The organism is Chryseobacterium ureilyticum, from assembly GCF_900156735.1.
In the GTDB taxonomy this organism is placed as follows: domain Bacteria; phylum Bacteroidota; class Bacteroidia; order Flavobacteriales; family Weeksellaceae; genus Chryseobacterium; species Chryseobacterium ureilyticum.
The window spans coordinates 919,814-935,675 of record NZ_FTOL01000001.1 but is presented as its reverse complement, the minus strand read 5'-3'; the positions used below and the strand labels follow the sequence as shown (position 1 = coordinate 935,675).

21 protein-coding genes and 4 tRNA genes are annotated in these 15,862 nt (G+C 32.9%); 11 read left to right on the top strand and 14 right to left on the bottom strand.

Annotated features, from left to right (window positions below; genetic code table 11):
* Positions 1-97: 97 nt before the first annotated feature.
* Together BW983_RS03975 and pepE are read right to left on the bottom strand one after the other, a co-directional pair.
* Positions 98-949, bottom strand: coding sequence for a hypothetical protein (locus tag BW983_RS03975; protein WP_076550080.1), 852 nt, complete (start codon positions 947-949; stop codon positions 98-100).
* Positions 949-1,641: a dipeptidase PepE gene (pepE, locus tag BW983_RS03970; RefSeq protein WP_076550078.1), complete on the bottom strand. Its 693-nt coding sequence runs from the start codon at positions 1,639-1,641 to the stop codon at positions 949-951. The genes BW983_RS03975 and pepE overlap by 1 nt, the downstream gene beginning before the upstream one ends.
* A 184-nt stretch (positions 1,642-1,825) precedes the next feature.
* Between pepE and BW983_RS03965 the strand changes: the two genes are divergently transcribed.
* Entirely contained in the window at positions 1,826-2,383 is a 558-nt protein-coding gene (locus tag BW983_RS03965; protein ID WP_076550077.1) for a tetratricopeptide repeat protein, read from the top strand.
* A gap of 40 nt (positions 2,384-2,423) precedes the next feature.
* On the opposite strand, the gene BW983_RS03960 is transcribed toward BW983_RS03965, so the two are convergent.
* The gene (locus BW983_RS03960) at positions 2,424-2,927 is read right to left on the bottom strand and encodes a DUF1905 domain-containing protein (protein ID WP_076550075.1); all 504 of its coding nucleotides are present in this window, start codon (positions 2,925-2,927) and stop codon (positions 2,424-2,426) included.
* Between the two features lie 278 nt (positions 2,928-3,205).
* On the opposite strand from BW983_RS03960, the gene fsa reads away from it, so the two are divergent.
* Positions 3,206-3,859 (top strand): fructose-6-phosphate aldolase, encoded by a 654-nt coding sequence (gene fsa / locus BW983_RS03950; protein ID WP_076550072.1) that lies wholly within the window; start codon positions 3,206-3,208, stop codon positions 3,857-3,859.
* A gap of 72 nt (positions 3,860-3,931) precedes the next feature.
* Here fsa and BW983_RS03945 read toward each other — a convergent pair whose 3' ends face one another.
* The 5 genes from BW983_RS03945 to BW983_RS03925 form a co-directional block, all read right to left on the bottom strand.
* The gene (locus BW983_RS03945) at positions 3,932-4,792 is read right to left on the bottom strand and encodes a GLPGLI family protein (protein WP_076550071.1); all 861 of its coding nucleotides are present in this window, start codon (positions 4,790-4,792) and stop codon (positions 3,932-3,934) included.
* A 19-nt stretch (positions 4,793-4,811) separates the two neighbouring features.
* Positions 4,812-5,378 carry a sugar O-acetyltransferase gene (locus BW983_RS03940; protein ID WP_076550069.1) on the bottom strand — a complete coding sequence of 189 codons (567 nt, stop codon included), beginning with the start codon at positions 5,376-5,378 and terminating at the stop codon, positions 4,812-4,814.
* Positions 5,379-5,549: 171 nt separating this feature from the next.
* On the bottom strand, positions 5,550-6,455 hold the full coding sequence (locus BW983_RS03935) for a GLPGLI family protein (protein ID WP_076550840.1): 906 nt from the start codon (positions 6,453-6,455) through the stop codon (positions 5,550-5,552).
* 54 nt (positions 6,456-6,509) lie between these two features.
* Positions 6,510-8,258, bottom strand: a complete 1,749-nt coding sequence (locus BW983_RS03930) for a M56 family metallopeptidase (protein WP_076550067.1) — start codon at positions 8,256-8,258, stop codon at positions 6,510-6,512.
* Positions 8,259-8,263: 5 nt separating this feature from the next.
* On the bottom strand, positions 8,264-8,629 hold the full coding sequence (locus BW983_RS03925) for a BlaI/MecI/CopY family transcriptional regulator (RefSeq protein ID WP_076550066.1): 366 nt from the start codon (positions 8,627-8,629) through the stop codon (positions 8,264-8,266).
* Positions 8,630-8,964: 335 nt separating this feature from the next.
* Between BW983_RS03925 and BW983_RS03920 the strand changes: the two genes are divergently transcribed.
* Positions 8,965-9,546, top strand: coding sequence for a hypothetical protein (locus tag BW983_RS03920; RefSeq protein ID WP_076550064.1), 582 nt, complete (start codon positions 8,965-8,967; stop codon positions 9,544-9,546).
* 437 nt (positions 9,547-9,983) lie between these two features.
* On the opposite strand, the gene BW983_RS03915 is transcribed toward BW983_RS03920, so the two are convergent.
* Positions 9,984-10,430, bottom strand: coding sequence for a GNAT family N-acetyltransferase (locus tag BW983_RS03915; RefSeq protein WP_076550063.1), 447 nt, complete (start codon positions 10,428-10,430; stop codon positions 9,984-9,986).
* Positions 10,431-10,682: 252 nt separating this feature from the next.
* On the opposite strand from BW983_RS03915, the gene BW983_RS03910 reads away from it, so the two are divergent.
* The 8 genes from BW983_RS03910 (at position 10,683) to BW983_RS03880 (ending at position 15,000) form a co-directional block, all read left to right on the top strand.
* On the top strand, positions 10,683-11,396 hold the full coding sequence (locus tag BW983_RS03910) for a 2OG-Fe(II) oxygenase (protein ID WP_076550061.1): 714 nt from the start codon (positions 10,683-10,685) through the stop codon (positions 11,394-11,396).
* An 11-nt stretch (positions 11,397-11,407) separates the two neighbouring features.
* Positions 11,408-11,671, top strand: coding sequence for an Ada metal-binding domain-containing protein (locus BW983_RS03905; protein ID WP_076550838.1), 264 nt, complete (start codon positions 11,408-11,410; stop codon positions 11,669-11,671).
* Positions 11,672-11,752: 81 nt separating this feature from the next.
* Complete coding sequence (locus BW983_RS03900) at positions 11,753-12,559, top strand: class I SAM-dependent methyltransferase (RefSeq protein ID WP_076550059.1); 807 nt, start codon at positions 11,753-11,755, stop codon at positions 12,557-12,559.
* A gap of 112 nt (positions 12,560-12,671) precedes the next feature.
* Positions 12,672-13,064: a M15 family metallopeptidase gene (locus BW983_RS03895; RefSeq protein ID WP_076550057.1), complete on the top strand. Its 393-nt coding sequence runs from the start codon at positions 12,672-12,674 to the stop codon at positions 13,062-13,064.
* Between the two features lie 165 nt (positions 13,065-13,229).
* Entirely contained in the window at positions 13,230-13,370 is a 141-nt protein-coding gene (locus tag BW983_RS23975; protein WP_167369958.1) for a hypothetical protein, read from the top strand.
* Between the two features lie 69 nt (positions 13,371-13,439).
* Entirely contained in the window at positions 13,440-14,261 is an 822-nt protein-coding gene (locus BW983_RS03890) for a GLPGLI family protein (RefSeq protein ID WP_076550056.1), read from the top strand.
* A gap of 56 nt (positions 14,262-14,317) precedes the next feature.
* Positions 14,318-14,602, top strand: a complete 285-nt coding sequence (locus BW983_RS03885; RefSeq protein ID WP_076550054.1) for a hypothetical protein — start codon at positions 14,318-14,320, stop codon at positions 14,600-14,602.
* A complete protein-coding gene (locus tag BW983_RS03880; RefSeq protein ID WP_076550053.1) occupies positions 14,602-15,000 on the top strand; it encodes a hypothetical protein in 399 nt (132 codons plus the stop codon). Before BW983_RS03885 ends, BW983_RS03880 begins: the two co-directional genes overlap by 1 nt.
* A gap of 130 nt (positions 15,001-15,130) precedes the next feature.
* Here BW983_RS03880 and BW983_RS23970 read toward each other — a convergent pair whose 3' ends face one another.
* The 5 genes from BW983_RS23970 to BW983_RS03860 all read right to left on the bottom strand — a co-directional run bounded on the left by BW983_RS23970 (position 15,131) and on the right by BW983_RS03860 (position 15,861).
* The gene (locus tag BW983_RS23970) at positions 15,131-15,301 is read right to left on the bottom strand and encodes a hypothetical protein (RefSeq protein ID WP_167369957.1); all 171 of its coding nucleotides are present in this window, start codon (positions 15,299-15,301) and stop codon (positions 15,131-15,133) included.
* Between the two features lie 153 nt (positions 15,302-15,454).
* A tRNA-Met gene (locus BW983_RS03875) sits at positions 15,455-15,527 on the bottom strand.
* 38 nt (positions 15,528-15,565) lie between these two features.
* Positions 15,566-15,638, bottom strand: a tRNA-Met gene (locus BW983_RS03870).
* A 38-nt stretch (positions 15,639-15,676) separates the two neighbouring features.
* A tRNA-Met gene (locus tag BW983_RS03865) sits at positions 15,677-15,749 on the bottom strand.
* Between the two features lie 39 nt (positions 15,750-15,788).
* Positions 15,789-15,861 (bottom strand) — tRNA-Met (locus BW983_RS03860).
* Between the last annotated feature and the right edge of the window lies 1 nt (position 15,862).

Here is a 15,862-nt window from a genome sequence, read left to right as displayed (position 1 = left end):
GCATTGTTGTTTTATGCTAAACTTTACCTGAAAAACTTCAGTGAATCATCATTTACAATATTCAGGTATCATTCATTCAAATTCTAATCAAATATAGTTAAAATAAAAGCTTTTCATATTCATTCAGGTCGTTGTGAGTGAAAAGAATCTGATGATCAGTAACTTTTTCAAATGAACGATCATATTTAAAATATTTTTCAAAATCATCTTCATCTATAAAAATATCCACCTGACAGTCTTTTATATAATCTGATTTTTCTCCATACTCTTGACTGTCTTCCCACGCTTCATTACCGCAACGCAAACAAGAATTTTCATGAAGTGCCTTATAACCACAGATCTCACAATCCTTCAGGGTATGAAACAAATCTGAAATATTTTCTCTTACATCATCTGAAAATAAATGATCATGAATTGTTTTTAAAAGAAGATAATAATTAGGATTCTGCGAGGAAAAGGAAAAGCTTTCATCCCTATCAAGAGAAGCTTCCGTATAGAGTTCTAAAGTCTTAAGATCAAATTCTACTTCAGCTTTGATGACATCTTTAATGTTTAACATCGTTTTTTTCCTATAGCTAATGTTCAAATCGTTATCTATTTCCATGACTGGATTCTGATCAAGAAAATCGTTGAGACATAAAGTAGTCTTCCAGGAATTAATGGTTCTTATTTTCCCTTCACGTCCACAAATTTCACAGGTTTTTTGAGAAAGCTTTGAATATTTATCTGTAATAATTTTAAGGGTGACATTCAATTCTTCATTCTCAGAATAAAGAGAACAGCGCAATTCCCCGAATTTTTCTTTTCCAAAAACGTCATTCTTCATATTCCATCCTCCTACAGCCAGCTCAAACAACATTTGCCTGATCAAATCATTCCAGCCGGTACTGTTTACCGAAAAGTTTTTCAGATTGCGCTCTATAAAGCCATTGATGTCATCTTCCTTCATTATAATGTACTTCCTGCTTCTATTTCGTAAGGTTCTTTACCGTTTTCAAAAATTCTTGTCAGCTCATTCCCTTCAACTGTGATGGTATCTTTGATTCTTCTGATCCAGTTTCCTTCTCTCAGTCCTACTACTTTAAGATCATTCTGAGTAAGGAATTCCATGATACGGGTTTCTCTTGTTTCTCCGTTATGCTTCAAATCCGGATTGGGATCAAGGTAATGCGGATTAAGATTGAACGGAACCAGTCCCATGCAATCAAAACTTGGCGGATACACAATTGGCATATCATTCGTCGTTTTCATATTCTGTCCACCGATATTACTTCCCGCACTGCATCCAAGGTATGCTTTTCCACTGCTCACGTTGTCTTTTAAAACAGACATTAAACCTTCTTCATGTAATGTTTTAACCAATAGAAATGTATTTCCGCCTCCTGTAAAATAGCCTTTTGCCTGATTTAAAGCTTCAGTTTTATCTTCAAACTCGTGAAGTCCTTTTACTTTTATATTGATGCTTTCAAAGAAAGAATGGGCTTTTGCAGTATACTCATCATGAGAAATTCCTCCGGGTCTTGCAAAAGGAACAAAAATGATCTCGTCAATTCCTGTATATAATTTGATTAATTCTTCTCTTAAGTATTCAAGATATTCTCCACCGAAGAGTGTGGATGTAGAAGCTAATATGATGTTCATAGCATGAAATTATATTGATTTATAACAAATAGTCGAGTTACAAAGATAAACACGAATCAAAAATTAACCTAAAAAAAACTTTAATCTCGTTAATATTTTCTAAAAAAACTTAAAGCCTCTAAAATTTGAGGTTTTATGGAATTATTCTTGAATTTTAGTTTTCGGAATTTTAAAATATAAGATTATGAAAATGTCGAAAGTAAATATTAAAAATCTATTTTTAGGTTTAATGCTTGTAGGAGGTGCAAGTTTCGCGAATGCACAAACAACTCAAACGGATACTGCTAACAGTACAACCACCACGGCTGCTACAGCTCAATCCAACCCTACTATTGAGGGACTAAAAAAACAAATTGAAGCCAATCCAAAGGATGCAGAATCATTGGCAAAACTGGCTGCCGCTTATCAGGAAGCATCCGACTGGACCAATGCTATTGATACATGGAAAAAAATATCTGCGTTACTCCCGGATTGGGCTCCATCTTATTACAGTCAGGCATATGCCTATCAATCTGCTAAAGATGATGCCAATGCAAAGCTTGCTTACGAAAAGTACATTGCCACTGTAAAACCGGAAGAAGTAGAACAGAATAAGAAGAATCTGGCGTACGCATATTTCTATATCGCATTTGCAGAACAGCAAAGTGATCCGGCTAAAGCAAAAGAACATATTGCAAAATCTATACAGTACGATCCTTCTAATCAGGATGCTGTAAAGCTTAGTAAAACTTTAAATTCATAAAGAAAATAAAATCCGGAAACATTTTTCCGGATTTTATTTTTTATTGCTCTGGATTATTATCAATCCATTTTCCAAAAAAATCTGTTTCGCCGTGAAGATGAAGAATGATTTTTTCAATATTTTTTTGAATACTCACTTCTGTTTTCAGATTATTGATATAACGAATGAGTTCGTTTCTTCTGGAGGGAATCAGTATTTCAAAATTGGTTGTTGCTAATGAACTTTCTTTTATTGCCTGTTCCAATTGAGGATGAATGGTAATACTTCTGTCTGCATTATCATATTCCAACATCACTTCAATGGTTTCTCCAATTCTTTTGGGTGAATTTTTCAGCATTGTTAAATTCACGTACAACCTCCATTCTCCAAGATATTTCATCAGATTTTGCTGAAATTCTTTTCCGTTTACGGTTCCTTTTACGGGAATTGGACTTTTATTTTTTCCTGAACTCTCAAAAATATTCTCCAAAACTTCTTCCGGAATAAATACAAACGGATTAATTCCTATGATTTCCAGAGTGGCAGTGAAGGTATTATTTTTCATGGGTTTAAGATTTAAAATCAAAATTAAATAATTGTTGTATAATTAGATGAAGTTTTTTAAACTACCACTTTTTATTTTTTTCGAAAAATTGCCTCAAAATGTAAGTTATACTTGCATCTACGTTTGATATTTCACGTTTAAGGATTATCTCAACTCTAAGCAGTAATAGATGTAGCAACCCCGAACCGCGCATCATGTACCTCGAATCTGTACAAAAAATCATATCCCAGAACTCAATTAAATCACTTATCTTTGCATCAATAAATCTATTTAACAAAATGAAATTTTTTATTGACACAGCTAATTTAGAGCAAATCAAGGAAGCTAAAGATCTTGGAATCTTAGATGGTGTAACTACCAACCCTTCATTAATGGCTAAAGAAGGTATTCAGGGAGCTGAAGCGATCAAAAACCATTACAAAGCGATCTGCGAAATTGTAGACGGACCTATTTCTGCTGAAGTACTTTCTACAACGTACGAGGAAATGATCAAAGAAGGAGACGAATTGGCTGCAATCCACAAAAATATCGTTGTGAAAATTCCAATGATTAAAGATGGTATCAAAGCATTAAAGTACTTTTCTGATAAAGGAATCAAAACAAACTGTACTTTGATCTTCTCTCCAGGACAGGCACTTTTAGCTGCTAAAGCAGGAGCTACTTATGTTTCTCCATTCCTAGGAAGATTAGATGATATTTCTACAGACGGATTAAACCTTATTCAGGAAATCAGATTAATTTTCGATAACTATTTGTTCGAAACTGAAATCCTTGCGGCTTCTATCCGTCACTCAATGCACATCATCGACTGTGCTAAAATCGGAGCTGATGTTATTACATCTCCACTTCCTCCGATCTTGAGCTTATTGAAGCACCCATTAACTGATAGCGGACTGGCTCAGTTTATTGCTGATTCTCAGAAATTAGCATAATCACTGATCCTTATTCAATTATAAAGAATCCCGAAACAATGTTTCGGGATTTTATTTTTACAATGGTTCTGTTTATTTCAGTAAATCCAGTTCAAGAATATTATTTTGCTTTTTAATATTCGCTTTCGCTGTTGCTTCCTGATCTCTTGACGCCTGTATTGGATCTAGCAATTTTCCTGTACTGTCCCTCATTTCAACAATGGTTCCCTGTGCCAACATCTGCTTTTGACTCTTCATGGGATCCTGGCGATAGTCATTAAAAGCTTTTTTGAATTTTGCTTCATTGATTGTAATAAGTGTATGATATCGTTCTTTATCTTTAGTACTCTTCCATTCATATCCAGCCGGAAGCTTTTGACTGCCTTTTAATTCGAATGAATGAGAATGCGTATTGTCTTCAATTTTTACAATCAGCCCGGGAAGTCCATAAAACTTATACGGTCCATCCTGAATAGGAAGATCTGTAGTGAACCAAGCCGTCCATTTTCTGCCAGCGAAATCACAAACTGCTTTCTGTGTATTAAATTCTCCTATTTTTTCTTTTTCCGGAAGAATTTTCCAGTTCTGTTTTCTTTTTTCCTCCACCTGATATTCATCAGAACCAAGGGTTGTAAAGAAATTGGTAGAATATTCAGGATACATTTTTTCTATATTGTAACGTATTTTGCCTTTAAACTTAAAATCTCCAAGATTAATACTTATACTCTGAGTGTCTTTTTCTGTAATAGCTCTCATCGTTGAGTCAGACTGAAAGTAATCTTTGCTGTAAAATTTGGATCCTTTTGAGGCAACTTCAAGGTACATAGTTTCACTTAGTTGCTTATCCTTGGCTGTAGAATCTGTGATAAATTTATACTCGTAGATGAATCTTTGATTCTGGGCATTAGCCATTGCAGCCACTATAAGGCTGAATAGAATGATCATTTTTCTCATGGTTAGTTTTATATGATTCTTAGTTTTCTTCTTTTATATTTTTAATAACCTTACATGGATTTCCTACCGCCACTACATTATCCGGAATATCTTTTGTAACAACACTTCCTGCTCCAATCACCGAATTGTTTCCGATAGAAACTCCAGGTAAAACAACTACATTTCCTCCCAACCAGACATTATCTCCAATTTTTATCGGATGTGCATACTCCAAGCCTTCATTTCTCTGCTTTGCATCAAGCGGATGACCTGCGGTGTAAAAACTACAGTTTGGACCGATAAAAACGTTATCCCCAAACCTTACGGAAGCACAATCTAAAATAACAAGGTTGTGATTGGAATAGAAATTCTCTCCTACTTCAATATTATATCCGTAATCGCACCAGAAAGACGGTTCTATACAGAGATTTTCCTTTGTACTTCCCAAAATTCTTTTGATTTGTCTGTTTCTTTTTTCCGTCTCAGAGTTTTTTAAGCTGTTATATTCGAGACACAGATCTTTACAAGCTATTCTCTCATTAATCAACTCTTTATCATAATTAGCATTGTATAGAAGTCCTGCTGCACATTTTTCCTTTTCTGTCATGATAGAATTTAAAGTTTTGAGTTTAAGATTCAACGTTTATGGTTTTCTAAAAGTATGAATATTTCTCAAAATAAAGTCTAATATCATATTTCCTTTATTATTTAACACAAAAAAAAACAGGATACATTTAAGTTATCCTGTTTAACGCATTTAACGTAAAAAATGAAATAATTAATTCACCAGATCCGGTTCGATCGGATTATTATCTTTTTGGAGCATCTCTTTTGTCCTCTTTTCCATTTCTCTGAATACCTGATTGGGGTCTGAGATTTCTTTTCCGTCTGAAGTTTTCACTTTGAAGGCTACCTTAGTACCCGATTCACCACCATTTTTCATCATCAATTCTCTCATATTTTTACTGGGATCATTCACATAAGCTTTCCATACTTTTTTAAACTGATCTTTTGTTACTTCAAGCTCCTTTCCTCCCAGCCCTAATACTTTCACATTGTCAGGCAGTTGAAGTTCCTGTTCAGAATCTTTAGCTTTTACGGTTTTATTACCTACCAGCATCATACTATGAGATCCGGTGCTGTCTTCAAGCTTTACAATTAACCCCGGAAGTCCATAGAAAATGTAGGGACCATCCTGAAAAGGAATTTCAGTTGAAAACCATGCAATCCAATCTCTTCCGCCTAAAGTGGTAATTGCTTTCTGAGTATTATACTCTCCTATTTTTTGTTTTTCAGGCTGGATTTTCCATTCAGGTTTTTTATCTTCTTTGATCTTATATTTATCCATCGAGATACTTCTGAAAAGGTAAGTTTTAAAATCAGGATACTGCTTGATGACTTTATAAGCAACTTGTCCAGGTTTTTCTCTTCTGTTGACGCTTATATTCCCGCCACCCGCTTTTATCTGATTTTCAAGCTCTGCTCTGCTGATGGAATCTGACACAAATTTATCATGACTGTAATAATTTGATCCATTTTTATCAATATCCAACAACATCATTTCTTTTTTCACGTCTTCTTTATTATTAGAATCCGGAATAAACTTATACTCATAAAAGAACCTGTTTATTTGTGCATTTGCCCATATTCCCAGGATCATAAAAAATAGAATTTTAATTTTCATAGCTGAATAATAAAAAAGCTTTGCCAATAAATCATGACAAAGCTTGATGGAACTTTATTTCTTTGTCACAATTCTTATCTCACCCTCTCTCCCTTTCATGGTATTTTCCTTGATGACATTAATGCTTGCAATATTTTCAGGTTTTATCATACGAAACTCATCTTTAGAAGCTTTTCTTCCGTCTATAAAGAACCTCACATTCTCTACACCATCCATATTATATTCCTTCACGCCATTCATGGTAATATTTCCGTTTCTTTCTTTTTTGATAAAATCAGCCTCTACAACCATTAATTTAGAGTTTCCAAGACTAGCAAAATCCATATTTTTGAATTGTTTTTCTGTTTCCAGACGAACTTTCTCTCCTATTATTCGAGCCTGTTCACCTGCTTTTCTTGCAACCTCTCCATCAATCATCGCTTTTTCGGCAACTTTCCTTGCCTTAGTAGCTTCAATTTTTGCCTGCTTAGCGGCTTCCATGCCGATTCTTTCAGCATCTAATCCGATTTTTGCCGCATTTTTACCTATTTTTTTTGCTTCTTTGGCAGTTTTGGCAGCATCTCTCTTGATTCTGCGAATTTCTTTTTTATCAAGCGGATCCATATTTTCAAGCTCTTTCATTTGATTTTTCCATTCCGCAGAATTGAAATACTCATCTACCTTTCTGCTGGATTCGTCGGTAATATCTGTCATCGCAGCTACCAGATCATCCATTTCCTCCATCTTTGTTTCAAAAGCTTTACTTTCAGGATCAAGTTTGCTTAATTCTTCCTGTCTTTTCTCAAGCTCTTTCTGAAGTTTAGCTAATTCTTTGTGAGACTCTTCCGGATCAGGTGGGTTGGGTGGTCCTTGATATTCTTTCAATTCTGTTTTTTTTCTTACAGTGTCTTTTTTAATCTCTGAAACTACCTTTTTAATAGAAAGATTAGTTTCTTCAATTTCTCTGTTCTTAGCATTTACCAGATAAGCAAACGCCACAGCAAATAAAACCGGCAATGCAAGAATTCTACGCGCATAACCGAATTTGGTTTTTGGTTTTTGTAACATCTTAAGTCTTTTTTTAAGGTTTGAACTTAGAAACGGACTGGCAGCAGGCAACTGTGTTCCGGAAAAGTGGCTTGCTAAAAGCATCTGCGCAAATGCTTTGGTGTCCGAATGCTTCACGGCTTTTTTATCAGCCAGATATTCATGGATTAGGTTAATTTCTCTTTTAATGATATGAAAAAACGGATTGAACCAGAAAACTGCAGTAGTGATTTCAATAAGAATTTTATCAAATGAATGTTTCTGTTCAATATGAACCATTTCGTGTTTTAAAATCTGTTTTCCTACCTCAGAATCCAAGGTAATGGAATTCTTCCAGAAAAGATTTTTAAAATATGAAAATGGAGCTTCAGTCAGGTCTGTACGGTAAAAATTAATTCCGTCAAAGCTTTCTTTTCGAAACTGTGTTTTGAACTGCTGGATTTTAAAAATCCCGTAGATCAATTTCCCTAAAAAATAGAGAGAAACCAGTCCCAGAGCTGAAAAAATAATGTTAAAATAAAGGTAACCATTGTTTAAGTTTTTTTCTGTGTTAAAATTTTGAATTTTATCAAGAATCAAATACATATCATTACTCACTTCTATCGTAAAGTCTTCTACCTTGATAAGAGGTAACAGCAACGGTACCAAAATTGCAGACAGCAGATAAAATCTATTGTAATGATGAAATGTCTTGTCTTTTAAAGACAACTGATAGTATAAAAACATTACACCAGAACATACAATTACTTTTCCAAAGTATAAAAGTATAGCTTCCATGGTTATTAGTTTTTCTTTTTAAGTTCGTCCAGCAGCATTTCAAGGTCTTCTACCGTCATTTCGTTTTTTTCTACTAAAAATGAAACGGCACTTTTATAAGATCCTTTAAAATAGTTTTTCACAAGACTTTTCATGGTTTTTCCAGAATATTGTTCTTTTGAAACAAGCGGAAAATACTCATGCTGTCTTCCAAATACTTCATAGTCTACGAATTCTTTGTCCTTTAATACTTTTAAAATCGTAGAGACCGTATTTGTATGTGGTTTAGGCTCTGGGAATAGATCAAGAATATCTTTAAGAAATCCTCTTTCCAGTTTCCATAAATACTGCATTACCTGCTCTTCTGCCTTGGTTAAAGTTTGATTTTTCATATCCTGTTCATTTATTGTTATCCAGATAGATAGTCCATGAAATCTTCTATCACTAACAAATTAGTTATACAAATGTAGAAATAAAATTCAATCTAACAACTATTTTTTTAGTGATAGAATGCCTAAATAACATAACCTATTAATAATCAACAAAATAAAATTAATTCAGATATATTATATTTTTAAAAGAGTATAATTATCACCTGTTTAATTGATAGAAAAAGAGAAAATTCTGATATAAATTCTTAAAACTTGTTAAATTTTATTAAAGAAAATTAAAATGAATTTGTTAAAACCGGGAAATTATATTTATTTTAGTGCCTTAAAAATTTCTCATGAAAAGATATAATTTATTGATTGTACTACTGCTGCTTATTTTTAATGTTACTACAGCACAAAAGAAAAAGTCTCCTGCCGCTGATCTTAGCATGTTAAAGGATACAAAATCAAAAATTGAAGCGACAGTTCCATTGGTAATCCAACATCTTCAAGTCATTGCCACAAAGGAAGGTGATAACAACATCGTGAACAACGGAAAAATTGCATTGGGAAAAGAATATGGTATCTTAGAATCTGAGTGGTATTTATACAGAAACAATATGAAGAACTGTATCATGAACAATTCTTCAAAAAAGGCTAAAAAATGTATGGAATATCATACTCAATACCTTAGAAATACATTCATTAATTACAGCAACTATATCTCTAATCTTACGAGAAAGAATGGATATCTGGGAGTAGAAGGAGATACAAAGTTTGATTTTAAGCCGGCAGATATTGCAACAAAGCTTAGTGAGGCTTACTTCAATGCTAATGATGCGACCGGAAGAATGAAAGCTGACCAGAAAAGAGAATTCCTGGGTGAAACAATGTCTGATGACAATAAACTTGCTCCTTATAATCAGCTGGCTCAATAATAGAACTGGCTTTAAATAACATAAAAAAGAGAACTGCAATGCAGTTCTCTTTTCATTTGGTGCAAAAAACCTCCGCCAAAAGCAGTTTTGTGGTACTAATCATAAAACTTGGGGAAAAAGTAGAAAATAAGGCGGAGAGAATTTTGCTTTAGCTCTACGAAGTCATCTGTCCTACCCTTGACTCGTAGAGCTGTACAAAAATAGAACTATGTGCTCTACCCGTAAAAGAATAACTGTAGAATTAAATGAACGGATTTGTAGAAATAATACTACTTAGATTTAGGTAAAAAAAGAAGCTGGTTGCTAGAACTCGGGGCAACTTATAGTTATGTAAAAAAGTAAATCCCTTATCGTTGATATTTACCATTGAATAGATTAAAAATGGCTTCTACAAAGGTATCCGGTAATGTCATTTTTGCTTCCAGCCTCCTGCTTTATTATTTCCACCAATGATAATAGTTGTGTAATCCGTCATACTCAAATCCACAACGAGGATATAATGTATTTCCTATATCATTTGTTTTTTCTGTTTCAAGCATGAGTCCGCACGCTCCGGTTTCTTCACACCATTGTTTACTACGGTCAATTAAAGCTACCGAAAGCCCTTTTCCTCTATAATCAGGATGTACAAAAAGATCACTTAGCAACCATTGTTTTTCCAGTTTTGTATAATGAAACAATTTATAAAGTTGTACAAATCCAACCGCTTTACCATCAGCTAACGCAAGAAAAATATCAGACTCACTATTTAAAAATCGCTCTTTAAGAAAAGCTTTACCTCTTTCTAAATCAGACTCCTGTCTGTAAAAAACACGATAGAGATTAAATAATTCTGCTGTTTCATCAAGATCCTCAAGACTTGCCTTTTTAATTGTGTAATTCATCGTTATATTTATTTTGATTAACAGTGCAAAAGTAGCCTTAAACAGGACTGTTATTCTAATCCAGATTCATCTTATGAAGATAGTCCAGAACTGCAAGATAGAAGGCTGAGAGAGGAAAATCGGAAATTACAATACATTCAATTTTATTTCATGATAAGTGATAAGCTACATCGCAAATCAGATAAAATTCCGCACGTTTTGGATTTTATATATGCACACAGCTTGGGATCTTTGCAACATAAAAACAGAACAATGACAAATATCGTTGAAAAAATTAATAGTATAGATTGGCAGTACATCACGGAATCAATGCATCAAAATGGATATGCTTCAATTCCAAAGTTATTATCCGATGAAGAGTGTGATTCATTAATAGCAAACTATGATCTTCACCCTTTATACCGTAAAACAGTGGTGATGGCTCGGCATCGTTTTGGTCTGGGAGAATATAAATATTTCAATTATCCTTTACCTGAACTGATACAAACCATACGCTCTCATATTTATCCTTACCTCACTCCTATTGCTAATTCATGGTTTAATGCTTTGCATATTGACACTCAATTTCCATTGGAACATGCTGAATTTTTACAACAATGTCATTTGAATGATCAGCAAAAGGCAACGGTCTTGATTTTAAAGTATGGAAACGGTGGTTTTAATACTTTACATCAGGATTTATATGGTGATCTTTATTTTCCTATTCAGGTTGTTCTTATGCTGAGTGATCCTGATGAAGATTTTACGGGTGGAGAATTTGTTCTTACCCAACAAGTTCCCAGAGCGCAATCCAAAGCTATTGTACTAAAGCCTAAAAAGGGAGATATCCTTATTTTCACAACCAATTTTAAACCTGAAAAAGGGACAAAAGGATATTATAGAGTCAATATGAAACATGGAGTAAGTGAAGTAAAAACGGGACAACGTTATGCTTTAGGAATTATTTTTCATGATGCGGTTAACTAATGCTTAAAAAAATGATACAACATTCCCAAGTAACAGATGTTGAATTAAGAAGTAAAATCCACCATCAAAAAATTCATATCGGCGGAAATAAAAGGCTGAAAATCTACGGATTACTTAGCTGTTCATCGGGTAAAAGGATGAAAAGGCAAAACAGAGTCTTCTTTACCAATGAAAAAGAGGCTATTCAATATAAATATCGCCCGTGCGGACATTGCATGAAGGAGAAATATAAAGCGTGGAAAGACCAACAAAATATACAACAATCTCATAACTAGAATAAAATAACTATTTACAATCTGCAGTCAACAAAGAGTTACTTATAATTTGTGTAAATTTGAGGCACAAAAAACAATACTATGAATACAGAGAATAATTATCTGGAAATCAATAAAAATTCCTGGAATAACAGAACTGAGTCGCATTTAAAATCAGAATTTTATGATGTTGAAGGTTTCTTGAATGGCAAAAGCTCTTTAAATGAAATTGAATTAAATCTATTAGGAGATCTAAAGGGAAAATCTGTTTTACATTTACAATGTCATTTTGGGCAGGATACCATTTCACTAAGCAGACTTGGAGCAAAAGCTACAGGTATTGACCTTTCGGATAAAGCTATTGAAAGTGCTGATAAACTTGCTATTGAAGCAAATTCTGATGCTCAGTTTATATGTTCTGATGTTTATGATCTTCCTAATCATTTACAAGGAGAATTTGATATCGTTTATACCAGTTATGGAACTATTGGCTGGCTGCCTGACCTTGATAAATGGGCAAAAGTAATCTCAAAATTTTTAAAGCCTGGTGGAAAGTTCATCTTTGTAGAATTCCATCCTGTTGTATGGATGTTCGATGATAATTTTGAAAAAGTAGGTTACAGATATTTTAATTCAGGAGCTATTATAGAAACGGAAAATGGCACTTATGCAGACAGAAATGCTGATATCAACCAATCCTATGTGATGTGGAACCACGATTTAAGTGAAGTTGTCAACAGCTTAATTAAAAACGGATTAGAAATCAATAGCCTGGATGAGTTTGACTATTCTCCTTATAACTGTTTCAATCACACGATAGAATTTGAACCCAATAAGTATAGGATTTCACATTTAGATAATAAAATTCCTATGGTTTATTCCATTGCAGCAACAAAGAAAGACCATTAATATTTTCTAGTTTTTTGGATTCCCATATCTTATCCAAATTTGCAGACTAGAAACAGTATGATTTTTTGCCACGAATACACGAATAAATTGTTAAAAAATAATTCGTGAATTCGTGGCAATTATTTTTTTCAAACATCTGGCTAATCTACAAAATCCACGAGAATTATTTAGATTGGTAAGCGTAACAGAGCCTTTGAAAGCAATATTTAACGACATTCTTACAACCTATAGTTTAGCAAAAATTCAAGAACTCGGAATTGATTTATTTGGAGATTGCTTTAATTTTCGGCAAATGCGTGGTGGGAGTAATTATTCTGTACACGCCTGGGGACTGGCAATTGATTTGGATCCCGAAAGAAATCAATTAAAAGAAACTTTTAAAACAGCAAGATTTGCCCGTTCGGAATATAAACCGATGATTGACATTTTTAATAAACAGGGTTTCATCTCTTTAGGAAAAGAAAAAAATTATGACTGGATGCATTTTCAATGGAATAATTTTTAGTAAAAATATGATTTACCACAATGCATCAATCATAACATTAAAATATCAGCAAATACGAATTCCCGCAATAGTGATTAAAAAAAGAATATGTATAATTGTATTGTTTATTAAAACAAATATGAAAACATTAAAAAAAAATTTCGAGAGAAAATTTAAAAACATTTAATGGCGCGCGGTTGGATTCCTATGGATATAAGTTTAGATCCGGTTAAAGCTTGTGGAACAGTATCACAATCTTGTTATACAGATCCAGGAGGAGATTATGATAAGGCTAAAAAAATGGCGAAATATTTATGCCCGGCTTAATTTTTACTCTAGCTAAGAATTTTTAGGATAAAGAAAATTCTTTATCCTTTTTTATTAAATTTTATTATTATGTTTAAAAATTTATTAATACTATTCTTCTTTGTATTTTTATCTTTCATTAAATCTCAGACATATAGAGTGATATATGATTTTAAATATAAAAGAGATTCACTTTCTGAAATTACTAATACATCAAAAATGGTATTACAAATAGGAGAAAAAAATACAAAATTTTATTATCATTCTCTTTTAAAAGCTGATTCAATATATAAAAGAGGTTCCACCATTTCATTATCCTTTCCTTTAAATCAAATAATAAAAAGAGAGAAAGACTCCTATATAAATGAAAATTATTTTAGTTTAAAAAATAATTATTTCGTATATTCTTCTTCAGATAACATTCAATGGAAAATTACAAAACTAACTAAAGAACTTAATGGTTATAAAGTTCAACAAGCTGAAACTAATTGGGGAGGGAGAATTTGGATAGCATGGTTCTGTAAAGATATACCAATTAATGAAGGTCCCTATAAATTTAAAGGCTTACCTGGTTTAATAATGGAAATTGAGGATACAAAAAAAAATTTTAAATATTCTTTAGAAACATTAGAGAAAATTGTTACTGAATATAATACTGAAAATATTGTAGAAAATAATTTTGGAAATAAACCTCTAAAAATAAATATAGAAAGGTATAATAAACTTTTATTAGATAATTATAATAATCCGTTTGATGAGTATAAAAATATGAAAGATGGGACTTGGGGATTAGAAATTTTTGATAAGGAAATAAGAACTCAAGAAGGGTTAAAAGAAATAATAAAAGATTACCAAAAAAACATTAAGAAAAATTATAATCCAATAGAATTAGATAAAATTGTCAAATATTAAATAATTCTTTTTATCCTAAAAATTCAGGATTAGAAAAAATAATAGGTCCTGGGCAAATGGGTAATGATAGTGGACATTCGTATACTAACGCTTGGAATATAGGAAATATTACACCTGCACAACTTCAGGAAATTATTAAAACATCTACTGCTTTTGCAAACACTAATTATGATCTAAGATTTAATAATTGTGTTGATTTCGCGATAATTGTACTGAATAATGTAGGTGTTCCCATGAATCCGATAAGTATTGATACACCAACTTCGTTTTCAAATAGCATACAACCTGGTGCTACAAGCACAAACGGAAAAGCTCCTCAAACTAAAAGAAATTGTAAATAATGATTGTAAAGATTCTCAAAATTATCGCAATAATTGCCTTTTTACTTACACAAGGTATAAGTCAACATGGTACATTAAATATAGGAATTATATTTATGTCAGTATATCAATTTATTTCTGATATTTTAAACCCAGAATATGGAATTTTATGGGAAGGCTTAGGAATGATATTTCTTATAGGAACTTTTATAGTATTTTTATCATGTCAGAAATATAAAGACAGATATCTTTTGACATTTTGTTTTATAAGTCTATTTATAACTTTAATTTTTCTAACTGGAGTATATGATCCAAGTAATTATAAAAGAATAGATAGTTGGTTTATTATTCCTTCACTACTTTTTATTGTCAGTTCAATACTATCAATAATATTAGTTTTTAGAAATGAGATCGAATAAAGATACATACAACTAATTTTTTGAAATAATAAAATCACCTCATATAAGGTGATTTTATTTTGAAATTCTGCTCCCAACTTTTCCATATTTCAATTTACCATTATTGTGGTAAATGAAAACATTGAGTGCATCAAATCTCCTCGTGTTTATTTTCTTCCAAAAATTTTGAATAGTCCTCTCCAAGTTTCAAAGCTTCTTTTACTTCTTTAAATTTGGTAGAAAAATAATTCCTTCTATTTACTTCAGTAGTATCAATTCCTTTATCATTTGTTTTAAGAACTTCAAAAAGTGAAAACAACACTACTTTATATTATTATGTGTCTTTCCTGAATTTTTTTAGATAATTTCATTGAGATAATTCTGCTATATCAATACTGTATTCGTTCTTCAAAATTTCAAGTAATGTAGACATAAAAAAATCGGTATAACTGTCGTTATACCGATTTTAATTTAGTAGCGGGAACCGGACTCGAACCGATGACCTTCGGGTTATGAGCCCGACGAGCTACCTACTGCTCCATCCCGCGGTGTATTTTTAGAGTGCCTACCGAAAGCACTTACTTAGTAGCGGGAACCGGACTCGAACCGATGACCTTCGGGTTATGAGCCCGACGAGCTACCTACTGCTCCATCCCGCGGTGTATTTTTAGAGTGCTTACCGAAAGCACTTACTTAGTAGCGGGAACCGGACTCGAACCGATGACCTTCGGGTTATGAGCCCGACGAGCTACCTACTGCTCCATCCCGCGGTGTATTTTTAGAGTGCTTACCGAAAGCACTTAACTTAGTAGCGGGAACCGGACTCGAACCGATGACCTTCGGGTTATGAGCCCGACGAGCTACCTACTGCTCCATCCCGCGG

Bases quoted from the DNA above. Each gene is read 5' to 3' on its own strand.
- pepE (WP_076550078.1), bottom strand. From the start codon at position 1,641: ATGAACATCATATTAGCTTCTACATCCACACTCTTCGGTGGAGAATAT.
- BW983_RS03925 (WP_076550066.1), bottom strand. From the start codon at position 8,629: ATGAAAAATCAAACTTTAACCAAGGCAGAAGAGCAGGTAATGCAGTAT.
- BW983_RS03880 (WP_076550053.1), top strand. From the start codon at position 14,602: ATGATTGTAAAGATTCTCAAAATTATCGCAATAATTGCCTTTTTACTT.
- BW983_RS03975 (WP_076550080.1), bottom strand. From the start codon at position 949: ATGAAGGAAGATGACATCAATGGCTTTATAGAGCGCAATCTGAAAAAC.
- BW983_RS03900 (WP_076550059.1), top strand. From the start codon at position 11,753: ATGAATACAGAGAATAATTATCTGGAAATCAATAAAAATTCCTGGAAT.
- BW983_RS03915 (WP_076550063.1), bottom strand. From the start codon at position 10,430: ATGAATTACACAATTAAAAAGGCAAGTCTTGAGGATCTTGATGAAACA.
- fsa (WP_076550072.1), top strand. From the start codon at position 3,206: ATGAAATTTTTTATTGACACAGCTAATTTAGAGCAAATCAAGGAAGCT.
- BW983_RS03960 (WP_076550075.1), bottom strand. From the start codon at position 2,927: ATGAAAAATAATACCTTCACTGCCACTCTGGAAATCATAGGAATTAAT.
- BW983_RS03910 (WP_076550061.1), top strand. From the start codon at position 10,683: ATGACAAATATCGTTGAAAAAATTAATAGTATAGATTGGCAGTACATC.
- BW983_RS03965 (WP_076550077.1), top strand. From the start codon at position 1,826: ATGAAAATGTCGAAAGTAAATATTAAAAATCTATTTTTAGGTTTAATG.
- BW983_RS03890 (WP_076550056.1), top strand. From the start codon at position 13,440: ATGTTTAAAAATTTATTAATACTATTCTTCTTTGTATTTTTATCTTTC.
- BW983_RS03905 (WP_076550838.1), top strand. From the start codon at position 11,408: ATGATACAACATTCCCAAGTAACAGATGTTGAATTAAGAAGTAAAATC.
- BW983_RS03935 (WP_076550840.1), bottom strand. From the start codon at position 6,455: ATGAAAATTAAAATTCTATTTTTTATGATCCTGGGAATATGGGCAAAT.
- BW983_RS03885 (WP_076550054.1), top strand. From the start codon at position 14,318: ATGGGTAATGATAGTGGACATTCGTATACTAACGCTTGGAATATAGGA.
- BW983_RS03945 (WP_076550071.1), bottom strand. From the start codon at position 4,792: ATGAGAAAAATGATCATTCTATTCAGCCTTATAGTGGCTGCAATGGCT.
- BW983_RS23975 (WP_167369958.1), top strand. From the start codon at position 13,230: ATGGCGCGCGGTTGGATTCCTATGGATATAAGTTTAGATCCGGTTAAA.
- BW983_RS03940 (WP_076550069.1), bottom strand. From the start codon at position 5,378: ATGACAGAAAAGGAAAAATGTGCAGCAGGACTTCTATACAATGCTAAT.
- BW983_RS03920 (WP_076550064.1), top strand. From the start codon at position 8,965: ATGAAAAGATATAATTTATTGATTGTACTACTGCTGCTTATTTTTAAT.
- BW983_RS03930 (WP_076550067.1), bottom strand. From the start codon at position 8,258: ATGGAAGCTATACTTTTATACTTTGGAAAAGTAATTGTATGTTCTGGT.